The 22,492-nt window shown below is 72.7% G+C and carries 24 protein-coding genes; 19 read left to right on the top strand and 5 right to left on the bottom strand.

What is annotated here, in order from left to right:
- Positions 1–87 precede the first annotated feature (87 nt).
- Positions 88–1,161, bottom strand: a complete 1,074-nt coding sequence (locus tag BMW35_RS06245) for a tubulin/FtsZ family protein (RefSeq protein WP_089668518.1) — start codon at positions 1,159–1,161, stop codon at positions 88–90.
- A gap of 79 nt (positions 1,162–1,240) precedes the next feature.
- Between BMW35_RS06245 and BMW35_RS06240 the strand changes: the two genes are divergently transcribed.
- From BMW35_RS06240 to BMW35_RS06195, 11 genes are read left to right on the top strand one after another with little or no spacing between them, the layout of a single operon-like run.
- Entirely contained in the window at positions 1,241–1,666 is a 426-nt protein-coding gene (locus BMW35_RS06240) for a DUF7310 family coiled-coil domain-containing protein (RefSeq protein ID WP_089668517.1), read from the top strand.
- Positions 1,663–2,154: a DUF7311 family protein gene (locus BMW35_RS15525; RefSeq protein WP_177170787.1), complete on the top strand. Its 492-nt coding sequence runs from the start codon at positions 1,663–1,665 to the stop codon at positions 2,152–2,154. The genes BMW35_RS06240 and BMW35_RS15525 overlap by 4 nt, the downstream gene beginning before the upstream one ends.
- Positions 2,099–3,892 (top strand): ATPase, T2SS/T4P/T4SS family, encoded by a 1,794-nt coding sequence (locus BMW35_RS06235; protein ID WP_177170786.1) that lies wholly within the window; start codon positions 2,099–2,101, stop codon positions 3,890–3,892. The genes BMW35_RS15525 and BMW35_RS06235 overlap by 56 nt, the downstream gene beginning before the upstream one ends.
- On the top strand, positions 3,889–5,472 hold the full coding sequence (locus tag BMW35_RS06230) for a hypothetical protein (RefSeq protein WP_089668515.1): 1,584 nt from the start codon (positions 3,889–3,891) through the stop codon (positions 5,470–5,472). Before BMW35_RS06235 ends, BMW35_RS06230 begins: the two co-directional genes overlap by 4 nt.
- A 32-nt stretch (positions 5,473–5,504) precedes the next feature.
- Positions 5,505–5,975 carry a DUF7283 family protein gene (locus tag BMW35_RS06225; RefSeq protein ID WP_089668514.1) on the top strand — a complete coding sequence of 157 codons (471 nt, stop codon included), beginning with the start codon at positions 5,505–5,507 and terminating at the stop codon, positions 5,973–5,975.
- Positions 5,953–6,348, top strand: coding sequence for a DUF7285 family protein (locus BMW35_RS06220; RefSeq protein ID WP_089668513.1), 396 nt, complete (start codon positions 5,953–5,955; stop codon positions 6,346–6,348). The genes BMW35_RS06225 and BMW35_RS06220 overlap by 23 nt, the downstream gene beginning before the upstream one ends.
- Positions 6,339–6,797, top strand: a complete 459-nt coding sequence (locus BMW35_RS06215) for a DUF7284 family protein (protein ID WP_143052159.1) — start codon at positions 6,339–6,341, stop codon at positions 6,795–6,797. Before BMW35_RS06220 ends, BMW35_RS06215 begins: the two co-directional genes overlap by 10 nt.
- Positions 6,794–9,742 carry a DUF7286 family protein gene (locus tag BMW35_RS06210; RefSeq protein WP_143052158.1) on the top strand — a complete coding sequence of 983 codons (2,949 nt, stop codon included), beginning with the start codon at positions 6,794–6,796 and terminating at the stop codon, positions 9,740–9,742. The genes BMW35_RS06215 and BMW35_RS06210 overlap by 4 nt, the downstream gene beginning before the upstream one ends.
- 38 nt (positions 9,743–9,780) lie before the next feature.
- Positions 9,781–10,212, top strand: coding sequence for a DUF5791 family protein (locus BMW35_RS06205; protein ID WP_089668510.1), 432 nt, complete (start codon positions 9,781–9,783; stop codon positions 10,210–10,212).
- Positions 10,212–11,114, top strand: coding sequence for an SDR family oxidoreductase (locus BMW35_RS06200; protein ID WP_089668509.1), 903 nt, complete (start codon positions 10,212–10,214; stop codon positions 11,112–11,114). Before BMW35_RS06205 ends, BMW35_RS06200 begins: the two co-directional genes overlap by 1 nt.
- Before the next feature lie 20 nt (positions 11,115–11,134).
- Positions 11,135–12,223 carry an aldo/keto reductase gene (locus BMW35_RS06195; RefSeq protein WP_089668508.1) on the top strand — a complete coding sequence of 363 codons (1,089 nt, stop codon included), beginning with the start codon at positions 11,135–11,137 and terminating at the stop codon, positions 12,221–12,223.
- Here the strand turns inward: BMW35_RS06195 and BMW35_RS15520 are convergent, their stop codons facing one another.
- Positions 12,224–12,391 (bottom strand): HVO_0758 family zinc finger protein, encoded by a 168-nt coding sequence (locus tag BMW35_RS15520; RefSeq protein ID WP_177170785.1) that lies wholly within the window; start codon positions 12,389–12,391, stop codon positions 12,224–12,226. It abuts the gene before it with no gap.
- Positions 12,392–12,498: 107 nt separating this feature from the next.
- On the opposite strand from BMW35_RS15520, the gene BMW35_RS06190 reads away from it, so the two are divergent.
- From BMW35_RS06190 to BMW35_RS06160, 7 genes are all read left to right on the top strand, one after another.
- Positions 12,499–13,698, top strand: coding sequence for an MFS transporter (locus BMW35_RS06190; protein ID WP_089668507.1), 1,200 nt, complete (start codon positions 12,499–12,501; stop codon positions 13,696–13,698).
- A gap of 27 nt (positions 13,699–13,725) precedes the next feature.
- The gene (locus BMW35_RS06185) at positions 13,726–14,820 is read left to right on the top strand and encodes a glycosyltransferase family protein (protein ID WP_089668506.1); all 1,095 of its coding nucleotides are present in this window, start codon (positions 13,726–13,728) and stop codon (positions 14,818–14,820) included.
- Between the two features lie 117 nt (positions 14,821–14,937).
- Complete coding sequence (locus BMW35_RS06180) at positions 14,938–16,632, top strand: DUF4352 domain-containing protein (protein ID WP_089668505.1); 1,695 nt, start codon at positions 14,938–14,940, stop codon at positions 16,630–16,632.
- A gap of 56 nt (positions 16,633–16,688) precedes the next feature.
- Positions 16,689–17,120, top strand: coding sequence for a DUF7109 family protein (locus BMW35_RS06175; protein WP_089668504.1), 432 nt, complete (start codon positions 16,689–16,691; stop codon positions 17,118–17,120).
- A gap of 49 nt (positions 17,121–17,169) precedes the next feature.
- The gene (locus BMW35_RS06170; RefSeq protein WP_089668503.1) at positions 17,170–17,808 is read left to right on the top strand and encodes an NUDIX hydrolase; all 639 of its coding nucleotides are present in this window, start codon (positions 17,170–17,172) and stop codon (positions 17,806–17,808) included.
- Positions 17,809–17,897: 89 nt separating this feature from the next.
- The gene (locus BMW35_RS06165) at positions 17,898–19,532 is read left to right on the top strand and encodes a hydroxysqualene dehydroxylase (protein WP_089668502.1); all 1,635 of its coding nucleotides are present in this window, start codon (positions 17,898–17,900) and stop codon (positions 19,530–19,532) included.
- A gap of 137 nt (positions 19,533–19,669) precedes the next feature.
- Positions 19,670–20,461: a DUF7388 family protein gene (locus tag BMW35_RS06160; protein ID WP_089668501.1), complete on the top strand. Its 792-nt coding sequence runs from the start codon at positions 19,670–19,672 to the stop codon at positions 20,459–20,461.
- Here the strand turns inward: BMW35_RS06160 and BMW35_RS15515 are convergent.
- Positions 20,448–20,612, bottom strand: coding sequence for a hypothetical protein (locus tag BMW35_RS15515; protein WP_177170784.1), 165 nt, complete (start codon positions 20,610–20,612; stop codon positions 20,448–20,450). The genes BMW35_RS06160 and BMW35_RS15515 overlap by 14 nt on opposite strands.
- Positions 20,613–20,733: 121 nt before the next feature.
- Here BMW35_RS15515 and BMW35_RS06155 point away from each other — a divergent pair, with 121 nt between their 5' ends.
- Positions 20,734–21,855, top strand: coding sequence for an NAD(P)/FAD-dependent oxidoreductase (locus BMW35_RS06155; RefSeq protein WP_089668500.1), 1,122 nt, complete (start codon positions 20,734–20,736; stop codon positions 21,853–21,855).
- A 6-nt stretch (positions 21,856–21,861) separates the two neighbouring features.
- Here the strand turns inward: BMW35_RS06155 and BMW35_RS06150 are convergent, their stop codons facing one another.
- Complete coding sequence (locus BMW35_RS06150; protein ID WP_089668499.1) at positions 21,862–22,320, bottom strand: Hsp20/alpha crystallin family protein; 459 nt, start codon at positions 22,318–22,320, stop codon at positions 21,862–21,864.
- The gene (locus tag BMW35_RS15510; RefSeq protein ID WP_177170783.1) at positions 22,317–22,475 is read right to left on the bottom strand and encodes a DUF7559 family protein; all 159 of its coding nucleotides are present in this window, start codon (positions 22,473–22,475) and stop codon (positions 22,317–22,319) included. Before BMW35_RS15510 ends, BMW35_RS06150 begins: the two co-directional genes overlap by 4 nt.
- Positions 22,476–22,492: the final 17 nt, after the last annotated feature.

The raw sequence follows: 22,492 nt of genomic DNA, 5'->3' as shown, positions 1-22,492 counted from the left end.
ACGTTTTTATCGTAGCTTTTTGCGAGGAGTGGTGGGCGAGCGCTGCGAGCGCACCCGACGAGTAAAAAGGTACGTGTAAAAGGTACGTTAGATTAGGTCGTCCAGTTCGTCGTTCTGGAAGGTCTGTTGTTCCTGTTCGGCTTCGACTTCCTTGCTGGCTTCCTTCGCGCGGTCCATGAAGTCCTGAAGTCGCTGGCTGCGCGCGATCCCGGAGAGCAGGACGAGGACCGCGATGCTGTCCGACGTGAGGGGGAAGTCACCGCCGCGGACCTGCATGCTGCGGGTCTCCTCTTCGACCCACGAGCGGGCTTTCTCGACGCCCTTCCGGGGGATGCGGTCGTTCTCGCCGGCGGCGACGACGAGCGCCGCGCCCGCCTCGGTGGTTTCGGGGACGCTCATCCCCGAGAGGAGTGCTTTCCGCGTGGTGGAGGTGACGACGTTGATGTTCTCGCCGGCGTCCGCGGCGGCTTCCGCGGACGCGAACCCGATGGCGGACATGTCCCCGGACTGGAGGGTGTTGATGACTTCGCTGGAGTCGACGACGCTCTCGCCGACGCCCTCGATGTTCTCGCCGGCGGCGAGCAGGATGCCGACGCGTTTCGCGATGCGTTCGTTGATTGCGTCGAAGGCCTCTGTGACGCTCTCGCCCGTCGAGCGCCAGGCGTCGTTGTCGACGAGCAGCGTGGAGTCCGCCTCCCGTACCAGAGTTTTCAGGGAGCGGCCGGCGTTCGCCTGGTAGATGCCGCCCTCGTCGCGGCCGGGGAGGATACCGAGCGCGTACACGGGCATCTCGTAGACGCGCTGGAGTTCCTTCACGAGGACGGGAGCGCCGCCGGAGCCAGTGCCGCCGCCGAGCCCGGCCACGACGAAGATGGCCTCGGTGTGGGGGTCGACGACACCGTCGAGAGCTCCCATGACTTCGCGCACGTCGTCGTTCATCACTTCAGCGCCGAGTTCGTTGTCCGCGCCGACGCCGTGGCCTTTCACCCGTTCCTGCCCGACGAGCATCGTGTCGATGTCGAGTCCGTCGAGGTCGGTTCGTGCGGTGTTGACCGCGAGCGTCCCACGGACGGCGTCGTAGCCGGCGCGGCGGTCCTCGGCGAGGAGGGCTTCGGTGACCTTGCCACCGGCTTGACCCACGCCGATGAGGGCGGCTTTCATACGGGACGAGTGACACGCTGCCCGTATCAACGTTGTGCCGTCCCGAAGTTGAAGTGAGAGGCCGAGGCCACCGGCCGCCGTGACCGACAACTCACTCGAAGCACGAGTGGCAGCAGTCGAGCGCGCGCTGACCGACGGCGACACCGCGGTCGACCTCTCCGACCCAGCCGAACGCCAGCGCCACCTCGACGCCCTGGCCGACGACCTCGACACCCTCACCGAGCGCGTGGACGCACTGGAGGCGACCGTGCAGTCCCTCCACGGCTACGTCGGCGAAATCGAGCACGTGAACGACCGCGTGGAGCGCCGCGCCGACGCGGCTCGCGCGGCCGTCGAACGGCTGGACGACGAGGCTCGCGCCCACGCACCTGAGCCCGACCGGTCGTCACCCGAACGCGCTCCGTCGACAGGCGACGAGACGGCCGTGCCGGACTCGGCCGCCCGTCTAGCCGACTCGGACGAGAAGCCAGCGTCGCTGCTGGACCGCCTTCGGTCGTCGCTGTGACGGTCCGCGTCGTGGCTGCGGTGGTGTCCGCGCTCGCGCTCGTCGCCGTGGCAGCGCCCGCTGTCGACCACGCCCGCGAGCGCCGAGCCGCCGCCAGCGTCGAGGCGACCGTCGAGGACACCGCCGACGCCGTTCGCGCGCTCGCTCGGCACAGCGACCCCGGCGACCGCATCGAGACCGCGCCGAGACGGACGGTCCACGTCTCACTCCCGGAAGCCACGACGCTCGCGGCCGAACGCGGACCACCGCGGCTGGTCGCCCGGGCCGGGAACGGTGCCGAGACGGTCGAACGTCTCCCCGTCGAGGTCAGCGTCTGTGGGGATGGGACGACGCTGCGCGGCGACACGACGTTCGCCTACATCGCGACAGACGGGGAGCCGGTTGTCGTCGCGCTGCGAGGGTTTATCCGGGGAGACGGGAGCAGAGCGGCCTATGCGTGCACTACTGGACCGCGTCCGAGCGACGCCCGACCCGGACTGCGGCTGTGAGCCCGGCGTCGACGCGGGGACGCTCCGCCTCGACGCCACGGCGTGCCCCGGCGGCGGCGCGCTCACCGACCAGCCGGCGTGCCGCGAGACGGTCGCCACCGCCGCGCGACGCCACGCCCCGAACCGCATCGTCGTCGATGCGGGGGGATTCGAGCGGGCGTTCGGCGAACGAGCGGCCGCGCTGTTCACCGCAGCGGGCCGGTTCGCCGCGAGGGTCGCCGACCGGGACGACCGCCTCTCGGCTCGCGCGCGCCGCGACCCGCTCGCCGCCGCGACCGAGGCCACTGGTCGAGCCGGCCCCGTTTCGGACGTCGCCGCCGAGACCGGGTTCGGAGCCGTCGCCGCCGACGTGCCGGAGTACGACGCCCTGCTCGCGCACCTCGGGCCGTCGCTCGCCGACGCCCGCGTCGGCCCCACCCCGCCTCGGCAGAGCCGACTGCGCGAGGCCCGCGACCTCGACACTGGAGCGGCCGTCCGCGTCTACGAAGTTCCGGACGGTGTCCCGGTCTACCACGTGCTCCCGCCGGAGTACGACCTCGACCGCGACGACTGGCGGCTCCTCGCCGACGCCCGCGAGCGACTCGCGGACGGGTCCGTTCGGGACGGCGAGGACGCACCGGGGCGAGCCGTCAGGCAGGCCGCGGGCGAGCACCGGGAGCGGCTGGCGGACGCGCTCCGGAAGCACACGCGTGGCTTCGGCGTCCTCGAAGACCTGTTCGCCGACCCCGGGGTGAGCGACGTGTTCGCGTCGGCACCCGTCGACGAGGGTGTGCTCCGCGCGTCCGTCGACGGCGAGTCGGTGCGGACGAACGTCCAGTTCACCGACCGGGGCGCTGCGCGGCTCGCGTCCCGACTGCGCGCGGCGACTGGCCGGCCGTTCTCCAGAGCCAGCCCCACGCTGGACGCGACGGTCGACGACCTCGGGCGGGCCGGCCGGGTGCGCGTCGCCGGCGTCACCGACCCGGTGAGCGACGGCACCGGGTTCGCGTTCCGCGCCCACGACGCCGACCCGTTCCGCCTCCCCGACCTCGTCGCGAACGACACGCTCGACGCCGACGCCGCGGGATTTCTCGCAGAAGCAGTCTCTCGGGGCGCAGCCGTGCTGTTCGCCGGCGCGAGGGGGGCGGGGAAGACCACGCTCCTCGGCGCGACCCTCTGGTCGCTCGCCCGGGACACCCGGCTCGTCACCATCGAGGACACGCCCGAACTCCCGGTGCGCGCGCTCCGCGCCGACGACCGCGACGTCCAGGCGCTCTACGCCGGCGACGACACCGCGGGCGCGGCTATCTCGATGCCGGACGCGCTCCGCACGGCACTCCGGCTCGGGGACGGCGCGGTCGCGGTCGGCGAGGTCCGCGGCGAGGAGGCGGGCGTCCTCTACGAGGCGATGCGCGTCGGAGCCAGTGACGCGACGGTTCTCGGCACCATTCACGGCGAGGAGGCCGCCGGGGTCCGGGAGCGCGTGGTCGCCGACCTCGGCGTCGACCGGTCGTCGTTCGCCGCCACGGACCTCGTCGTCACCTGCGCCGAGACCGAGGCCGGGCGACGCGTCGTCCGAATCGAGGAGGTCACCGACGACGGCGACGCCGCCCTGTTCGGCGACGACGGCGACGGTGCGAATCCCACGGGCAGAATTGCCCGCGGGAACAGCCACGCCGTCGACGCGCTCGCTCGCCCCGGCGAGACGTACAGCGACGTGCGGGCGGCAATCGAGGGGCGAGCGAGCGCGTTCCGATGACCGACAGCAGGGAGTCCGGCGACTGGCTGGCCGCCGGAGTCGGCGGCACCGCGCTCCTCCTCACGGCCGTCGCCTCGCCGCTCGCTCCGTACGTCGCCGCCGGACTCGGCGTGACCGGCCTCGCCGGCGCGCTCGCGGTCCGCTACGGTCCCCGGCTCCGCGAGGTCGCGCGGCGCTCGCGGAGCCTCGGTGCCGCCCCCGACCTCGTGGCGCTCGTCGTCCTCGGGCTCCGCGTCTCGCCGGCAGTCGAGTCCGCGAGCGCGTTCGCCGCCGACGCGGGCCGCGGCCGACTCGCGGACAGCCTCGCCGCCCACGTCCGGGCGGCCCGCGGCGAGCCAGCGGCCGGCTTCGCGGCGTTCGCCGACACCTGGAGCGACCACCTGCCGTCGCTCCGGCGAGCGGCGGCGCTCGCCGCAGCCGGCGTCGACGCGCCGGACGGTGACCGGGAGCGGCTGCTCGACCGCGCGCTCGCGGCCGTCGTCGACGGCACCCGCGAGCGCACCAGCGAGTACGCTGATGCCGTCCGCGGGCCCACGACGGCCGTCTACGCGTTCGGCGTCGTGTTGCCGCTCGCGCTCGTCGGCGTCGTCCCGGCCGCCGCGAGCGCCGGCGTCCCGCTGACCGTCGGGGCGTTCGTCCTCGGCTACGACCTCGTGCTCCCGCTGGGCGTGGTCGGTGCGGCCATCTGGCTGCTCGCGCGTCGCCCGGTCGCCTTTCCACCGGCACCCGTACCGGACGACCACCCCGAACTCGCGGGCCGCACCCGAGCGACCGCACTCGCCGCGGTCGGCGGGCTCGCGGCCGCCGTCGTCGCCAGCCTGCTGCTCCCGGGCTGGGCGACGCCGCTGCTGCTCGCCGGCTGGCCGATGGGGTTCGCGCTCGCCGCGTGGTTCCGGCCGGCCTGCGAACTCCGGGAGCGCGCCCGCGACCTCGAAGCCGGGTTCGCCGACGCGCTCTCCCTGCTCGGCCACCGGCTCCGCGAGCGGCAGGCCGTCGAAGCCGCCGTCGCGGACGTCGGCGACACCCTCGACGGCCCCACCGGGGCGGCGTTCGCGGACGCGGCGCGCCGGATGCGACAGCTCCGCGTCGGCGTCGAAGCGGCCTTCCTCGGGGACCACGGGCCGCTCGCGCGAACGGCCAGCGAGCGCGCCCGGGCTGCCGTCGCACTCTCCGTCCGTGCCGCCGAGAGCGGCGCAGCCGGGGGTCGCGTGCTCGTCGACGTCGCCGGCTTGTTCGACGACCTCACTGCCCTCGATCGGGAGGTCCGACGGGAGTTCGCCGCGACGACGCGCACGCTCCGCCATACGGCGCTCGTCTACGCGCCGCTGGTCGCCGGCGTGACGGTCGCGCTCGCGGGCCGCGTCCGGGGGCTGGACGGTGCCAGCGCGCTCCCGCAGTCCGCGCTCGCGCTCGCCGTCGGCGGCTACGTCCTCTGGCTCGCCGTCCTTCTGCCGACGCTCGCGGTCGCCCTGGAGCGCGGCCTCGACCGCGCGCTCGTCGGCTACCACGCGGGCGTCGCCGTCGCCTGCGCCGCGGTCGTCTACCCCGTGACGGCCGTCGCTGCCGGCACCCTCCTCTAGATTTAAACCGGAGGCCGGGACCACCTCGCGGCGTGTTCGACACGCCCGCCGACACGCCACCGGTCCTGGTCGCGCTGTCTCTCGTGAGTACCGCGCTCGCCGGCGTCGCGTTCGCCGCGAGCCCCACACCGCCACCCCGGGCGGCCCCGCTCGCCGGCACCGTCGACGCCGTCGCGGCCGCCGACACCGCCGGTGTGGAGACGCGCGAGGTCGCCGCCGAGGCGCTCCGACTCACCCCGAACGAGGTCGCCGTGCGGAGCGACGCCGGCACCGCACACGCCCAGTTCGCCTACGGTCTGGTCGTGCCAGTCCGCGAGGACACCCGACTCTGGGCCGTCCTCCACGGGACGCCGCCCGACGACCGCTTCGCGGACCCGTCGGCGCTCCGGAGTGCCGCCGACGACGCGACTGCCCGCGAGCACCGCTGGCGAGACGACCCGGCGCGTCTGACCGTCCGCCGCGTCACCTGGAGGGGTGTGGATGTCACGCTGGTCGGCGCGTAGGGCGCAGGTCGAGCCCGTGGCGGCCGTCGTCGCGGTGCTCGCGCTCTGTCTGGCGCTCGTCGCGTACGGCAGCGTTAGCGCTGGTGTTCTACCTGGACCGGGAGCGTCGGCCCCGGCCGGACAGGTCCTCGACGACGCCGTCGACGCCGCGACGACAGAGGGGAGCGTGGTCGTGTCGCCGTCGGCGCTCTCGGGAACGGTTGCGCCGGCCGGCTACCAGGCCAGCGTCCGGCTTACGGCTGATAATCGCTCGTGGAATACGGGTGCCGACGCTCCGCCGCCAGAGGCTGCGTCTGCGTCCCGGCGCGTGCCGGTGCGAGTCGCGCCCGGCGAGGTGGCTCCCGGCCGACTGACCGTGGCGGTGTGGCAGTGACCCGCGCCGTCAGCACCGTCGTCGACGTTTCGCTGGCGATACTGCTCGTGAGCGCGGCCGCCGTCGCCCTCGTCACGATTCCTGCAGACGGCCCTGACCCACCCGATCCCGACGCGGCCGCCCGGACCGTGCTCGCGAGCACGGTCACGGTCGACTACGGCCCGGCCGACGAACGGGCCGCCTCGGGTCGAGTGTCGACGCTGCTCGCGCACGCCACCGTCGCTGCCGACCGGGACGAGCAGCCGGAGTTCGTCGCGGCCGTCGTCGACGCGACTGGCGAGGTCGCCGCGACAGCCGGCAGTCGGGTCGAACTGGTCGCGACAGTCGGTCGGGAGTCGCTGCGCGTTGGCCCGCGACCGCCGCCAGACGCCTCGGTCGCCGCGACGACCCACGAGGTGCCGGCGAACGAGACGACTGTCGCGGTCACCGTCCGGACGTGGTCGGCGTGAGGCTCGCCGAAGACGAGCGGGCGCGCGTCCCGTTCGCGCTCGTCGGTGTCGTGTTGCTCGTCGCGAGCGCGAGCGCCGCCGCCGTCCTCGCCGGCCACGACCCGGCACCCGACCGCACCCGTGGCGACCGCGCCATCGACCGCGCGGAGACGAGCGTCGACGCCGCGCTCGCGGGCACAGCCAGAACCGCGCTCCGGAACGCCGCCGAGAACCCAGTGGTGTCGCCGGCGGACAGTCGCTACGGCGACGCCCTCGACCCCGAGACGGCGTTCCGGGACGCCCTCGCGCTCCGCGTGTACGCTCGGTTCGAGCGCGCCCTCCGGACCGTCGACGCGTCCGCCGGCAGCGCGACCGCGTCGGCGTCGCTCCCGCGAGTCCAGTCGACGGCCGACGCTGCGGCGGCCATCGAGCGAACGACCGTCGAGCGCGTGAACGACTCGGTCGTCGAGGTGCGCGTCGCCGGCGTCGAGACGGCCGTCGAACGCGGCGGCCGCACGCTCGACCGCCGCGAGCGGACCGCCTCGGTTCGCGTTCACAGCCCGACGCTGACCCTCCACGACCGCGCGCAGCGATTCGAGCGCCTGCTCGACCGCGGCGCGCTCGACGGTCCGGGGCTGGACCGCCGGCTCACCGACCTCCTGCACCGAGTGGTGTGGCTCCGGGGGCCACTCCAGTACGCCGGCGCACCAATCGGGAACGTGCTCGCGAATCGGCACGTCGCGCTCGCCGCGAACCGCGCGCTCCTCGACCAGCAGCGCGCGGCGTTCGGCCGCCTCGACGACGCCGGTAGCGACGCCTACGCTCGGGCGTTCGCCGAGACGGGGCTCCGAGACGTACTCGCGGCGGGCAAGCGCACTGCGAAGTCGCGGGCGGGGGCCGTCCTCGAAGAGCGCGGACAGAGCGGTACGGCTACCGATGTCGGCTTCGCAGCGGTCGAGGCGGCGGCAGAACAGGCGGACCGGGCCGTCCCCATCTCGGTGAACGCCACCGCCGACCGCGCGTTCGTCGGGTTCGTGGACGGGGCAGCCGGGCGCGGACTCGGCGGCACGCTCGCGGACGCGCTCGTCGGGTTCGCTGACCGCTCGGTCGCCGTCGAGCGCGTCGACCGAACCACGACCAGCCGCGGCTCCATCCCCGACGACTGGCGGCTGGTTCGCACAGACACGACGACCGAGCGGAGCGTGTCGGCGACGCCGGCCGGGCGCGTCGACGTGGCGGGGCGTCGGGCCGAACGGACCGGGAGACGGGTCGTCACCACGGAGGCCACGACCCGGCGGTACCGGAACGGGACGAACACGCGGACCGTCACCGAGACGACCCGAACCACGCACCGGGTGACAATCGGGGTCGGCTACGAGGCCGACCCGCCGGTCCGCGACCGGCTGTCTACCGAGCGAGACGCCGTCCTCGACGCCCCCGTCCGAAGCGTCGGGCCGGCGCTTCGAGAGCGGTACGCGGCCGCTTCCGTCCGGCGGTTGCTCCGGAGCGACGGCGGTGCAGACGCAATCGCGCGCCGCGCCGTCGCCGGCGAGGTCGTCGAGAAGCGAGCGGTCGTCCGACCGGCAGTTCCAGCGCCAGTCCGGGAGCGTGCGGCCGACGCCGTCGCTTCGCTCCGCGACGATGCCCGGAACGTCACAGTGGAACTGTCGACGCGTGCCCTCGCGTCGGGCGACGGGGCGACTGCGGACCTCGTCGACCGCGTCTGGGCGCTCCGCGAGGTCGGCGACGAGTACGACACAGCGACGGCACGGGCCGTTGCCGCCGCGGAGGAGGCGTACCTCGCGCGCGTCGTCGTCGCGCTCCGCGAGCAGGGAGTCGGCGGCGGCGTCGCTGCGGTCGGCGAGGAACTGGGCGACCGCGGCGTCCAGCGACCGCCGGCGGGTCGTGCCGACGCCGCCGAGGCCGGACCAGTGGCTGCGGTCGAGGGGACGCCGCCGTACCTCACGCTCGGCGAGGTGACGCCGGCGACGGCCGACGTGGACGACGCCTACCACCCGCTCACGGCGCGGAACCGCAACTGGTTCACCGCGCCCCACGGCGCTGTCGCCGAGGCCGTCGTGTCGGCCGCGCTCCCGGACCCACCAGACCGCGTCGGCCTCGGTCGGGCGGGTCAGGCGCTCCGGGCGGCCGACAGCGCGCTCGACACCGGCGAGAACGACACGCTCGCCGAACATCGCGCCCGGCTCCGGGACGCGGTCGCCGGGGGCGTCGACGACGCACGAGTGGCTTACGGCGGCGTGCTGTCGTCCTCCCCCGTCGACTTCGACCCAGAGGAGCGCAAGCGAGCGGTCGAGGCGGCGCTCGCGCGCTGGCCGACACTCGCGGGGGCGGCGACCGCAATCGCGAACGGGTCGGCGGCCGAGGCGGTCGCCGCGGCGGCGGCCGAGGTCGCTGACGCGGGGCCGCGGGCTCGCGACCGGCTGGACGCGAGGCTGCGGGCGAACGCGGCGGACGTGGCTTCGAAGGGCCGCGTCGAAGTCGAGTCCGGACTGGTGCGGGAGACGACTCGGGCCGCGCACGCGGTCGTGGAGGCCGCGGCAGTCGAAGCCGTGGACGCGACGAGCAGCGCGCTCGCGGCGGAGGCGGCGCGGCGCGCCGGCGTTCCGGACATGGGCGCGCTCCCGGCCGGACTGCCGCTCGCGCCCGTGCCGGGGTCGTGGTACGCGACGGCGAACGCGTGGACGGTCGAACTCCGCGGGTCGTGGGCCGAGTTCACCGTTCGAGCCGAGGCCGGGACGCCGGTGGCTCCGGAGGGTGTGGCGTACGTCCGTCGCGACGAGCCGGTCGCGTTCGACGTGAACGGTGACGGACGACCCGACTCAGTGGGCTCGAACGAGCGCGTGTCGTTCGCGGTCGAGGCGACCGTCGGTGTGGTGGTGCCGCCCGGCCCCCGGGGCGTCGGCGACACCTCTGGCGGACAGGACGAGCGGTCGCCCGGCTGGTAAACGCAGCCTCCTTGACCCCCGAGTGCGTACGAACTGGCGTGTTCACCGAAGCCATTGCGGACCCCGAGGAGACCACAGACGAGGCGGTTCACGCGGACTACGAGGCGACCCTCGCGGCCGTCGTCGAAGCCGGGGACATCGACGCTGTCGCGGCCGAGTCGGGCGTCGACAGCGACGTGCTCGACGCGCTCGCCGCGGGCGAGTCGCCGGAACTGACCGTCGAGGAGGCGGCCGGCATCCTCGGCACGAGCGACGACTACCCGGCGGCCGACGACCTGCTGCTGGAGGTCCAAGACCACCTGATGCTCCAGATGAGTTCGGCCGTGATGGACGTGGAGGCGCTGGCTAGCGGGCTCGACGACGACTACGACGCGAAGGAACTCCAGCAGAAACTGGAGGGCCGCCAGCCGATGACGCTCGCGGAGTACGCTCGCATCCACCGCTACGTCGCCGCGGAGAACCCCTACTGATGGACGTCGCCGTTCTGGGCTGTGGCTACGTCGGTATCGAACTCGCCCGACAGCTCGCGTCGGCGGGGCACAGCGCCGTCGGCGTCCGGCGGTCCGCAGACGGGCTCGCGGCGGTCCGCGAGACGGGTGCCGACGCCGTCGAAGCCGACGTGACCGACGCCGGGTCGCTCGAAGCGGTGCCGGACGTCGACGCCGTCGTGTTCGCGGCGTCCTCTGGCGGCCGGGGTGCCGACGCCGCTCGCGAGGTGTACGTCGACGGCCTGCGGACGGCCGTCGAGCAGTTTGGGGGTCGCGACGACGCGCCCGAGAAGTTCGTCTACACGTCGAGTACCGGCGTCTACGGCGACCACGACGGCGGCTGGGTGGACGAGTCGACGCCACTCGACCCGACCACCGAGAAGACCGAAGTACTGGTCGAAGCGGAGCGCGTCGCCCGCGAGGAGGCCCCCGAGTTCGGGATGGACCCGACCGTGGTCCGGTTCGCCGGTCTGTACGGCCCCGACCGCTACCGGCTAACACGCTATCTGGACGGCCCGGTCACCGAGGGCTACCTGAACATGGTCCACCGCGACGACGCAGCCGGCGTCGTTCGGTTCGCGCTCACCGACGACGCCGCCGACGGCGAGGAGGTGTTGCTGGCCGTCGACGACGAACCCGTCGACAAGTGGGCGTTCGCGGACTGGCTCGCGGACGAGTGCGGCGTCGACCACCCCGAGAAGCAGACCGTCGACGAACGCATCGCGGCCGGCGACCTGTCGACGCCCGCCGAACGCCGCGTCCGCACGAGCAAGCGCTGCTCGAACGAGCGGCTCCGCGACCTGGGCTACGAGTTCGCGTACCCGACGTTCCAGGAGGGGTACCGGGCCGCAGTCGAGGCGTTCGAACGCGGCGAGTACAAGTAGCGGCCGGCCGAAGCCCGGGTATGGCCACGGCCGACGGGACCTTCGAGTACAAGGAGCGATTCGGCGAGGGGCGGGCGCGCACGTACTTCCGGCGCGTGGGGGACCGCGCCGTCTCCAGTGTCGGCCTCGGCACGTACCTCGGCGACCCGACCGACGCGGTCGACGACGCCATCTACGAGACGGTCAAAGCGGGTCTCGAATCGGGCGTGAACGTCGTGGATACCGCGGTGAACTACCGCCACCAGCGCAGCGAGCGCGCTGTCGGGCGCGCGGTCCGGGACAGCGACATCGACCGGAACGCCGCGTTCGTCTCGACGAAAGGCGGCTTCGTGCCGTTCGACGGCGAGGCACCCGCCGACCCCGGCGAGTACGTCCAGCGGGAGTTCGTGGACGCGGGGCTGGTCGATTCGGCGGACCTCGCGCACGGCAGTCACTGCGTCGCGCCCGGGTTCGTGGACGCGATGGTCGACCGGTCACTGGACAACCTCGGTCTGGACACCATCGACCTCTACTACGTCCACAACCCCGAGACCCAACTGGACGAACGGCCCGCCAGCGAGGTGTACGACCAGCTAGAGGCGACCTTCGAGCGTCTGGAGGAGCGCGTCGCTGCGGGCGACCTCGTCCACTACGGCGTCGCGACCTGGGACGCCTTCCGGGTGCCCCGGGACCACGAGCGCTTCCTCGACCTCGGGGAGGTCATCTCCCGGGCGCGGAGCGCGGCGAAGGCGGTCGGGAACACGGCGACGCACCTGCGCGCCGTCCAGGTGCCGTTCAGCGTCTACATGGCCGACGCGTTCACGGTCGAGAGCCAGGAGGGGCCGGAGGGCCTTCAGAGCGTACTCTGGTACGCCCACGAGGCCGGCCTGAACGTCTTCACGTCGGCGAGCCTCGCGCAGGGCGAGGTGCTGTCGGGCGTTCCGGACGCGGTCGACGAGAAGCTTTCAGGGGAGACGCCGGCACAGCGCGGCCTGAACTTCGCGCGGAGCGCGCCCGGCGTCACGTGCTCGCTGGCGGGCACCACCAGCCCGGAGCACGTCCGCGAGAACGCGCGCGCCGGCGAGTTCGAGCCGCTGGGCGCGCAGGCGTTCGACGCCGTCTTCGAGTAGCTACCGGATCTGCTTCCACTCGCGGCCGCAGTCCGGGCACGCCCGCCGCCACCCGACCCCGCCGCGGTCTTGGGTGACGAGCCTGGTGTCGCAGTCCGCACAGACCAGTCGCTCGTAGGTGTCCTTGCGAACTGCACCGGACCGCAGCGCCTGCTGGACGGAGCTCATACCGTTCCGCCACTCACCTCCGTACCTTCGGTAGTCACTCGGTAACGCGCTGTTCGCGGCCGTGCCGGAACCGGAAGGATTGTGCCGGCCCGTCGAGAAACCAGCGTGTGGCTCCGACCAGCGACGGCGACGGCCGCCGGCTTCCACTGTTCGGGACGCTGTGCGGGCTCGTCTTCCTCGTGAACTTCGGCCGGGTCGTGTTCGCGCCCCTGGTGGCACCCCTCCAGGAGTTCTTCGTGGCGAGCGACGCGGCCGTCGGGCTGGTGGCGACGCTGGCGTGGCTCGGTAGCGCGCTCCCGCGGCTCCCGACCGGCTACCTCCTCACGCGGTTCCCGCGGCACCGCGTCGTCCTCGGGACGGGCGTCCTGCTCACCGTGGCGTCCGCGCTGATGACGTTCGCGCCCAGCATCGAGCTGGTGATGGTCGGCGCGCTGCTCGTCGGGCTCGCCTCCGGTGTCTACTTCGTCGCCGCCAACCCCCTCGTCAGCGAGCTGTTCCCGGACCGGGTCGGCCGCGTCATCGGCATCCACGGGACGGCCTCCCAGCTCGCCGCCGCGCTCGCGCCCGTCCTGGTCGGCCGACTGCTGCTCGTCCACTACACGTGGCGTGCGCCGTTCTACCTCCTGTCTGCGGCCGCCGCCGTCGTCACCGTCGTGCTGTACGTCACGGCGAAGCGCGCGGACCTTCCGGACGCCGGCGGCACGGACCGCGACCTCATCGGCGGCATCCGCCGCCAGTACCGCGTCGTCGCGCTCGGCGTCGTCATCGTCGGCCTCACCGGCCTCGTCTGGAACGGCTTCTTCAACTTCTATCCGAAGTACCTCGTGGAGACCAAGGGCGTCCCCGAGAGCACCGCGAACGTCCTGCTGACAGTCGTGTTCGCGGCGGGCGTCCCGGCGTTCTGGTACACGGGCCGTCTCGCCGACCGCTTCCGGCACGTCCCCCTGATGCTCGCCGTCCTCGGGTCGTTCGTCGTCACGCTGTTCGCGATGACCGTCGTCGAGGGCACGCTCGGTGTCGCCGTCGTCTCCCTCTTTCTGGGGTACGCCGTCCACAGCCTCTTCCCCGCCATCGACACCTTCCTCCTGGACAGCCTCCCGGACAGCGACCGCGGGTCGGCGTACGCCGGCTACAGCGCGACGATGATGATCGTGCAGGCGTTCGGGAGCGTCGCCGTCGGCACCCTGCTGGGCACTGGCTTCGCCTACGACACCATCTTCCGCACGGGCGCTGCCGGTCTCGGCGTACTCGTCGTCGGCCTCGTGGTGTTCCAGCGCGCGGGGCGATTGCCGCAGGGCGCAAGCTAATTCCGGTCCCGGTCCACGGGTACGAACATGGACTACACGCAGGAGCGCGTGGCGACGCTCCACGACTACGGCGACGCCGACCCGGCCGCGCCCGCGGGCCGCGCCGCCGTCGTCGTCCCGATGACCGACCGCGAGTACGCCGGCCTCGCGACCGAGCGCGTGTTCTCGGAACTGGAGCGCGTCGGCCCAGCAGAGGTCGTCGTGCCGCTGCGCGCGCCGGCCGAACGCGTCCCCGACTTCCGGGACTGGCTCGCGGACTTCGACCTCGACCTCACCCTGCTCTGGTGTGACGGCCCCCGAGTGGAGGGGCTGCTCGCCGACGCCGGCCTGACCGGCGCTCGCGGGAAGGGGCGGGACGTCTGGCTGGCGCTCGGCGTCGCGGCCCGACAGGACTTCGTCGTGCTCCACGACGCCGACACCGACACCTACGAGGCCCGCGACGTTCGTAAACTCTTGTTCCCGCTGGCCGACGGGTTCGACTTCTCGAAGGGGTACTACGCTCGCGTGGAGAACGACCGGCTGTACGGCCGGCTGTTCCGCCTGTTCTACGAGCCGCTGCTGGCGGCGCTCCAGGACACCCACAGCCACGGCGTGCTGGACTTCCTCGGGTCGTTCCGGTACGCGCTCGCCGGCGAGTGCGGGCTCACGAGCGAGACGGCCCGCGGCCTGCGCGTTCAGCGCGAGTGGGGCCTCGAAGTCGGTACGCTCGGCGAGGCCTTCCGGCTCGCCGGCCTCGACGGCGCGGCACAGGTCGACCTGGGGCGCTACGAGCACGACCACCGCGCCGTCTCGGGCCCGACCGGGCTCTCGGAGATGAGCGAGGGCGTCGGCGCGGCGCTGTTCCGCGCTGTCGAGGACGCTGGCGTCGACGTGGCCTACGACGAGGTCCGCGAGCGCTACCGCGAGCACGCCGACCGGTTCGTGCGCGCGTACGGCGCTGACGCCGCGTTCAACGGCTTCGAGTACGACGCCGCGGGCGAACGCGACCAGACCGGGACGTACGCCGACGCGGTCCAGCCGCCCGGCGACGACGACCGGCTGCCGGCGTGGGACGACGCCCCGCTCGACCCGGACGCGGTCGCGGCGGCGGCCCGCGCGGACGTCACGGCGACAGAGGACTGACTGCGAGCGCGCCTGCGGACGCCACACTCCTGATCGCTTACCATTCGGAATATCGACACATCAAACGAAATCTCCCCGCCTTCGAAACTATTTTTATGGTAGCTAGAGTTATGATTCGTGAACAGACGCGAACTGCTCAAGCTCAGTGCGGTCTCGATCCCCGCCGCGACTGCCGGCTGCTCGATGCTCTCATCTGGTGACGGGGACGGCGAGGACGGCGCGGACGGGACAGAAACCCCGGACGTGACGACGACGGACGGCCCCGCGGCCTTCGGAAACGTCGCTGTCGCGGTCCCCGAAGACCCGGTTGTCGGTGCGGAGTTCTCGCCATCGGTCACCGTGGCCAACGTCGGTGGGGAGTCCGGACCGTTCACCGGGACGCTCGCCGTGTCGGGAGCGAACCAAGAAACGAACGTCGACGTCGAGACCGACGCCGTCGACCCCGGCGAGACGATCACCGTTGATGTTGGGCCACTGACTTTGGACGCTGCCGGCGAGTACGAGTTCGCGCTCCCCAACCACGACGCCGCTGCGACCGCCCGCGTTGGTCCGGCGACCGCCCCAGTCGGCGAACCCGTGTCCTTCGGCGACGACCTCCGGGTGACGGTCGAGGACATCACGCTCACCGAGTCGGTGTTCGGCCAGACCACCTACTCTGGGACGTTCTCCAGCGAACCGCGACTGACGGCGTTCGGCGCCGCGACGGGCGACGTGCTCGCCATCGTCCGCGTGTCCGCCGAGAACACCGGCACGTCGACCACCTCGGCGTCGCCCGGGACGTTCCAGCTCGCGGACGGCGAGTGGTACGCTGACACCCAGGGGCTCCCGGACTCGCTCGTCGGTGAGGACGGCTCCTGGTTCGCCGACGGCGGCCTGCCCGAGATCGCGCCCAGCGACCGGGTGACCGGCTATCTCTTCGGAACCGTCCCGCGGGACGCTGCCCGGTCGACAGTCACCGTGCAGGCACAGCTCACGGGGTCCGGCACGCTCCCGGAGCGCGCCTGGGAGCTCGAACCGGCCGACGGCTCGGAGCGCTCGCTCCCGAACGTCTCCGTCGAGAGCGTCGACACGCCCGACCAGCCGCTGGTCGGGCGTCGCTACGATGTCGAGGTGACGCTCCGTAACGAGGGCGACGCCGACGGTACGTTCCGGGATGTCGTCCAGTGGGGCGACGAGTGGACCCAGGCGACCTCGGCGGACGGGGATGCCGACCTCGACGCGGATGTCCCCATCGGCGGGTCCATCGAGACAACAGTCCCCGCCGGCAAGACGACGACCACTCTGACGTCGTACTCGGTGTACACCCAGCAGTTCAGCTACCGGCTCGCCGGTGCGGGGACCGAGTGGACGGTCGAGTTCACGCCGGCCGAACTGGAGTTCGGCGAGGCCGTCCTCGCCGAGGGCAACACTGACATCGAGGTCCGCGGCCTCCGTCTCCAAGACGAACTGACCGTCTACGACGACTTCCAAGATGAGGAGTCTCAGGTCTCGCCGGGCGACGGCAACCAGTACGCGGCCGTCGAAGTCCACCTGACTCGCCGCGACGAGGACGCGGATGCCAGCGAGTTCGACTACAGCGGCTTCGATCTGGTCGCCGACGGCGCGCACGTCGGCGAATCGACCTACGTCGGTGACGAGGTCCTTGAGGACTGGTACGAGGCGACCGGCGACATCACGGCGTCCTCCTCGGTGTCGGGCTGGTACCTCATGGAGGCGCCGGCGGAGTACACGATGAGCGACCTCGTCGTCGAGTTCGAGCAGAAAACGGGCCTCTACGACAGATACGAGCCCCTGATCGCCACCTGGGAGTAAGTGGCTGCCGCCGAGGACGCGGCAGATTGAAGCCCCGTGGGCGGCCACCCCGAGGCATGGACGGCGACCACCTCGCGGGCGTCGCGGACCTCTTCGGCGGCCTCACGCGGGACGAACTCGACGACGCGCTCGACGAACTCGCCTTCCGGCGGGACGAGAACCTCGACGCGGACGTCGACCAGGCGGTCCGGGACTACTACCTCGTCGGCGTCGACATCGACGGCATCGAGATGTTCGCGCCCGGGCCAGTGGCGTTCCCCGACCCGCCCGAGGGTGCCGAGGACCTCCCGCACATCCTCGACGTGGAGCGCCGCGAGCCGCCCCGCGAGGCGCTCGCCGAGGCGGTCCGGAACCGCCTCACGACGGACGTTGACCAGGCTGACGCCGGCAGCGAGCGCGCGCGCTACCTCGTCGACGTGACCTACGACGCGGAGGCGTGGGCTCCCGTCGACCTCGCGGACGTCCGGGCCGCACTCACCGAGGACTGAATCTGCGGGAGTCCGGTGAATTAAGGCCGCTGCTCACCTCGGGGCGTACATGGACCTCTCCGGGGTCGCCGCCCACCCGCCGGTCCGCGTGCGCGACCAAGACCGCGACGCCGCAGTGCTCGTGCCCGTCGTCGACGGCGCAAGCGACGAGGACGGTCGCTTCGCGGTCGGCGACTCGGACGCGGAGCCGGCGCTCGTGTTCACGAAGCGCGCGGACCACCTCGGCGAACACCCCGGCCAGATGAGTTTTCCCGGTGGCGGTCGCGAGCCCAGCGACGCCGACCTCCGGGAGACCGCCGCCCGCGAAGCCGACGAGGAGATCGGCCTCCGCCGCGACGAGGTCAGCTTCGTCGGCCAGCTCGACGACATCGCCACCATCACCGACTACGCCGTGACGCCGTTCGTCGGGCGCGTCCCCGACCGCGAGTACGACCCCGACGAGCGCGAGGTCGACGAGGTCGTCGTGCTCCCTGTTTCGGGGCTCACGGACCCCGAGAACTACGAACTGGAGAAACGCATCCACCCGACGTACGGCGAGGCGCTCGTCCACTTCTTCCACGTCGACGGCTACACCGTGTGGGGGGCGACCGGCCGCATCCTCGTGCAGTTCCTCGACCTCGCCCTCGACTGGACGCCGCCGGACCGCGACCCCGAGGTCGTGGAGATGGACCCCGACCTCGGAGAGTAGCCGCCCGGCTCCGACTCACCGAGTCCCGCAGCCGGCGAGCCGCGCCGCTGGGGGATACCCTCAAGTTCGGTCAGTCCTACTACACCGACATGCCAGATTCGCGCCGTGTGGCGGTGCTCGGGGGAGGCATCGCGGGACTGACGGCGGCCCAGGAGCTCGCCGAACGCGGGTTCGACGTCACCGTCTACGAGGCCAACGACCGCGTCGGCGGGAAGGCGCGCTCGATGCCGGTCGACGAGACGGCCGGCGACGACGGCCTGCTCGGCGAGCACGGCTTCCGCTTCTTCCCGGCGTACTACCGGAACGTCGTGGAGACGATGGAGCGCATCCCGGACGGGACCGGGCGGTCGGTCGCCGACCACCTCGTCCCCACCACCGAGACGCTCATCGCGTCCGCCGACGGCGAGGGCGCGGTGGCGTCGACGGAGAAACCGTCGACGCCCCGCGAGTGGCTGGACGCCCTCCAGCCCCAGATTGCGGGCGGCGAGGTGCCGCGCCGCGAACTCGCGCACTTCGTCAGCCGGCTGGCCGTCCTGCTGACGAGCTGCGACGAGCGCCGCGAACAGGAGTTCGAGCGCCAGTCCTGGTGGGACTTCATCGACGCCGACGAGATGTCGCCCGCGTACCGCAAGCACCTCGCGCAGTCCACGCAGGCGCTGGTCGCGCTCCGCCCCGAGGTCGGGAGCGCGCGCACCGTCGGCACCATCTACCTTCAGTTGCTGTTCGGCCAGCTCGACCCGAACGCGCCCGCAGAGCGCGTCCTCGACGGCCCGACGAGCGAGGTCTGGCTCGACCACTGGCACGAGTACCTCGAATCGCAGGGGGTCGACATCCACCTCGAAACGCCGGTCTCGGCCATCCACAGCGACGGCCGCCGCGTCACGGGCGTCGAGGTCGGCGGCGAGACGGTGACGGCCGACCACTACGTCGCCGCGCTCCCCGTCGACGTGCTCCCGCGGTTCCTGTCGACGGATCTCCGGCGGGCCGCGCCGTCGCTCGCGGGCGTCGAACGCATCCAGACGGCGTGGATGAACGGCGTCCAGTTCTACCTCGACCGCGACGTCGAGGTCGTCGGCGGCCACGCCGTCTACGTCGACTCGCCGTGGGCCATCACGTCCATCAGCCAGCGCCAGTTCTGGGCCGACCACGACGTCGAAGCGCGCTCCGACGGCGAGGTCGAGGGCGTGCTCTCGGTCATCGCCTCGGACTGGGACACCCCCGGCATCCTCTACGACAAGCCCGGCCGCGAGTGTACCCGCGAGGAGGCCGTCGAGGAGATGTGGGCGCAAGTCCAGGGCCACCTCGGCGAGGCCGTGCTCCCGGACGACGCCCGGGTCGCGCACTTCCTCGACCCCGAACTCGTCGAGACCGACGAGGGACTGCGGAACGACTCGCCGCTGGTCATCAACACCGTCGACAGCCTCCGGAACCGCCCGGACCCGGACACCGACGCGCCGAACCTCGCCGTCGCGGGCGACTACGCCCGCGTCGACACGGACCTGGCGACGATGGAGGCCGCCAACGAGGCCGGCCGGCGCGCCGCCAACGCCGTCCTCGACGCCGAGGGCCACCACGCGCCCCGCGTCGAGGTCTGGGGCCTCGACGAACCGCGGGCGTTCGAGCCGCTGAAGCGTCAGGACCGCGTCCGGTTCAAGCTCGGGCTCCCGCACCCCGGCGAGGTCGGCCACGACGCCTGGAAGTTCGCCCGCGAACTCCGGCCGTGACGGCGGGCGAACGCCGCCACTGACGACACGCTTTTCCCGGCGCACGCGGTACCGGGTGTATGGTCGCAGAGACGATGGATCGAGTTCCGGCACTGTTCTAGTACTACCTGTCTCGCGGCCCGGGGTGGTTCGTCGTGATGCGCAGCGACGCCCACACCGCGGTCGCAGGCATCGACGCGGTCGCAGTCAAACCCGCCGAACACGACTGGCGACGCATCGCCGACCTCGCGGACGGCGTCCGCACGGTCACCGTCGACTACGAGGGCCGCGAGCACCTCCCCGACCTGGACGGACTCGCAGCCCTCACCGGCGACGGCAGGGAGGTCAGAGTGACGACGCCCGTGCGGGCGGACGGCTTCGACCCGCTCGGGGACGACTCGCTGGCGGCCGGTCTCCCCGACGAACTCGGGCGCGTGCTCGTCGCGGGCCACGGAGCCTACCTCAGCGAGGCGGAGGCGAACCGCGCGGTCGCACCGCGACTCGGCGCTGCCGCCGCGGCGACGGGCGACGCCTGGGTCGGCACGGAGGGCGTCGAGCGCGCCGCGCTCGCCACCGGCGCGACCCAGTTCGAGCTGCTGTCGCGGTCGACCGAGGCCGACGTCCGGGGGCTGCGAGCCGCCGGGTTCGACGGCGACATCGCGGTGTACGCGCCCACCGTGCTGAGCGGCGACGAGGACGAAATACTGGACGCGGTCGGCGACTACACGGCCCGCCGAGGGCCCGTGCGGCGCGCGCTCCCCGATGACGCCGCGACGGACAGCACCGCCGAGGGACGCGCTCGCGAGGTGCTCTCGAAGGCCGTCAGGGACTACGCGCTCGTCGGCGACCGGGAGACGGTCGGGGAGCGCGTCGCGGCGCTGCGCGAGGCCGGTGTCGACCGAATCGTGGCGTACCCCGCGCGCGGCCTCGACGCCTTCACTCGCGCGTGACGACCCACGTGCGGCCGCCGCGGCGCTCGATGTAGGCGTCGTCGTGGGTGTCCGCGTAGGCGGCGACGCCGGCGGCGGTCATCTCCGACACCTCGACGCGGCGGCGGTCGGCTGTCGTCGGTCGCTCCGAGCGGCGCGTCTGGACTGGCATACTCGTGGGTGCTCGCGGAACGGGCTTCAAAGCCACCCGTCCGGAGTGAAAGTGAAACTGTCGGACGGCGGCCGGTCGGCCGTCCCCGGGAGTTATCGGGGTCGCGCGCCCACCGGCGTGCATGGACGACTCTGACGCAGCAGCGGACCGCCGAGTCGCCGTCGTCGGCGCGGGCGCAGTCGGCCTCACGGCCGCCTGCGACCTCGCCGACCGGGGCGTCGACGTGACGGTGTACGAGCGAGAGACGGTCGCCGCCGCGAGCACCGGCCGCGCCGCCGGCATCTGCTACGACGCGTTCGCCGAGGACGTCGACGCGAGGGTGGCGGCGCGCGCCGCCGAGCGCTTCCGCGCGTTCTCCGGCCGGGGCGACTTCGCGTTCGAGGAGACGCCGTACGTCTGGTTCGTCACCGAACCCGGCGCGAAAGCCGACGCCATCCGCGAGCAGGTCGACGCGATGCAGCGCCACGGCCGCGACGTCGAACGCGTGGACGCCGACGACCTCGCGGCCGAGTTCCCGTCGCTCCGCACCGGGGACGTCGTCGAGGCCGCGGTCGCGCGGGACGCCGCGGTCGTCGACACGAGCGCGTACGCCCACCTGCTCGCGGACCTCGCGCGCGAGGCGGGCGTCGAGATTCGCGAGCAGACGCCGGCGAGCGTCGAGACCGACCCCGTGCGGGTGAACGGCGAAGCGTACGACGACGTGGTGGTCGCGGCCGGCGCGCACACCAAGCAGGTGCTCGCCGGCGCGGGCGTCTCGGTCCCGTTGAAACCCTACCGCGTGCAGGCGCTGACGGCGAACGCGCCCAGTGAGGGGCTACCGACGGTGTACGACGCGACCGCCGGCTACTACGCCCGCCCGCACCCCGACGGGCTGCTCGCCGGGGACGGCACCGAACCGTTCGAGGCCGACCCGGACGGCTACGACCGCGACGGCGACGACTGGTTCATCGACGCGACCGAGGACAGACTCCGCGACCGCTTCCCCGGCTACGAGCCGGCCGTCGAGCGCGCCTGGGCCGGCCTCTGCACGGCGACGCCGGACCGCGACCCGCTGCTCGGCGAACTCGGCGACGGGCTGTACGTCGCCGCCGGCTGGCAGGGCCACGGCTTCATGCGCGCACCGGCGACGGCGGAAGCGATTGCAGAACAGGTACTGGGCGGGGACGGCGTTCCCGCGTTCGACCCGACGCGCTTCGACGGCAGCGAGTCCTTCGAGGTCGTCGAGGGGATGGCCGTCGAGTAGCGCCGACTACTCAGCGTCGTCGTCGGCCGCGTCCTCGTCGGCCGCGTCCTCATCGTGGTGGTCCGTGACCTCGATGCGGGTGGCGTCGCCGCCCGTCTTCGGGAGGAAGACGTACAGCGTGCCGTTGTCGTTCAGTTCGGCGCGCGCCGCTTCGGCGTCCACGACGGCGTCCTCGGGCAGCCGGGCGTGTCCTTCGAGCGTCAGGCCGCGACCCGGGAACACCATCTCGAAGCCCTCGCGGAAGTCCCGGAAGCGGTCGACGCGCACGTGGACCTCGTCGCCCTCGTAGTTCACCTGCACGTCGGTCGCGGTCGCGCCCGGCGCGTCGAACACGACGAGGTACTCGTCGCTGCTCTCAAGCACGTCGACTGGCAGCGGCGACTCCTCCTGGAACCGGGAGGCCGCGCGGCCCGCGCGCTTCAGCATCTCGCCGCCGACGGCCTCGGCGAACTCCTTGCCCTTCATAGCTCGATCTCCGCGAGGTCGTCGGTGGTCCCGCAGTACGGACACGAGAAGTCGGTGACACCGACCTCCTCGGGCATGTCGTACGTGTAGTGCATCTCGAACATGTCCATCTCGCAGTCCCCGTTCTCGCAGCGGACCTCCAGCGTCGCTGGCATAGTCTTCTGTTGGAGCG

Origin of the sequence: Halobacterium jilantaiense, from assembly GCF_900110535.1 — an archaeon.
Lineage (GTDB): Archaea > Halobacteriota > Halobacteria > Halobacteriales > Halobacteriaceae > Halobacterium > Halobacterium jilantaiense.
This window is presented reverse-complemented; position numbering and strand designations above follow the sequence as displayed.

Coding starts and splice junctions, on each gene's coding strand:
- BMW35_RS06245 (WP_089668518.1), bottom strand. CDS start 1,161: ATGAAAGCCGCCCTCATCGGCGTGGGTCAAGCCGGTGGCAAGGTCACC.
- BMW35_RS06235 (WP_177170786.1), top strand. CDS start 2,099: ATGCGTGCACTACTGGACCGCGTCCGAGCGACGCCCGACCCGGACTGC.
- BMW35_RS06230 (WP_089668515.1), top strand. CDS start 3,889: ATGACCGACAGCAGGGAGTCCGGCGACTGGCTGGCCGCCGGAGTCGGC.
- BMW35_RS06220 (WP_089668513.1), top strand. CDS start 5,953: ATGTCACGCTGGTCGGCGCGTAGGGCGCAGGTCGAGCCCGTGGCGGCC.
- BMW35_RS06200 (WP_089668509.1), top strand. CDS start 10,212: ATGGACGTCGCCGTTCTGGGCTGTGGCTACGTCGGTATCGAACTCGCC.
- BMW35_RS06195 (WP_089668508.1), top strand. CDS start 11,135: ATGGCCACGGCCGACGGGACCTTCGAGTACAAGGAGCGATTCGGCGAG.
- BMW35_RS15520 (WP_177170785.1), bottom strand. CDS start 12,391: ATGAGCTCCGTCCAGCAGGCGCTGCGGTCCGGTGCAGTTCGCAAGGAC.
- BMW35_RS06185 (WP_089668506.1), top strand. CDS start 13,726: ATGGACTACACGCAGGAGCGCGTGGCGACGCTCCACGACTACGGCGAC.
- BMW35_RS06175 (WP_089668504.1), top strand. CDS start 16,689: ATGGACGGCGACCACCTCGCGGGCGTCGCGGACCTCTTCGGCGGCCTC.
- BMW35_RS06170 (WP_089668503.1), top strand. CDS start 17,170: ATGGACCTCTCCGGGGTCGCCGCCCACCCGCCGGTCCGCGTGCGCGAC.
- BMW35_RS06165 (WP_089668502.1), top strand. CDS start 17,898: ATGCCAGATTCGCGCCGTGTGGCGGTGCTCGGGGGAGGCATCGCGGGA.
- BMW35_RS06160 (WP_089668501.1), top strand. CDS start 19,670: ATGCGCAGCGACGCCCACACCGCGGTCGCAGGCATCGACGCGGTCGCA.
- BMW35_RS15515 (WP_177170784.1), bottom strand. CDS start 20,612: ATGCCAGTCCAGACGCGCCGCTCGGAGCGACCGACGACAGCCGACCGC.
- BMW35_RS06155 (WP_089668500.1), top strand. CDS start 20,734: ATGGACGACTCTGACGCAGCAGCGGACCGCCGAGTCGCCGTCGTCGGC.
- BMW35_RS06150 (WP_089668499.1), bottom strand. CDS start 22,320: ATGAAGGGCAAGGAGTTCGCCGAGGCCGTCGGCGGCGAGATGCTGAAG.
- BMW35_RS15510 (WP_177170783.1), bottom strand. CDS start 22,475: ATGCCAGCGACGCTGGAGGTCCGCTGCGAGAACGGGGACTGCGAGATG.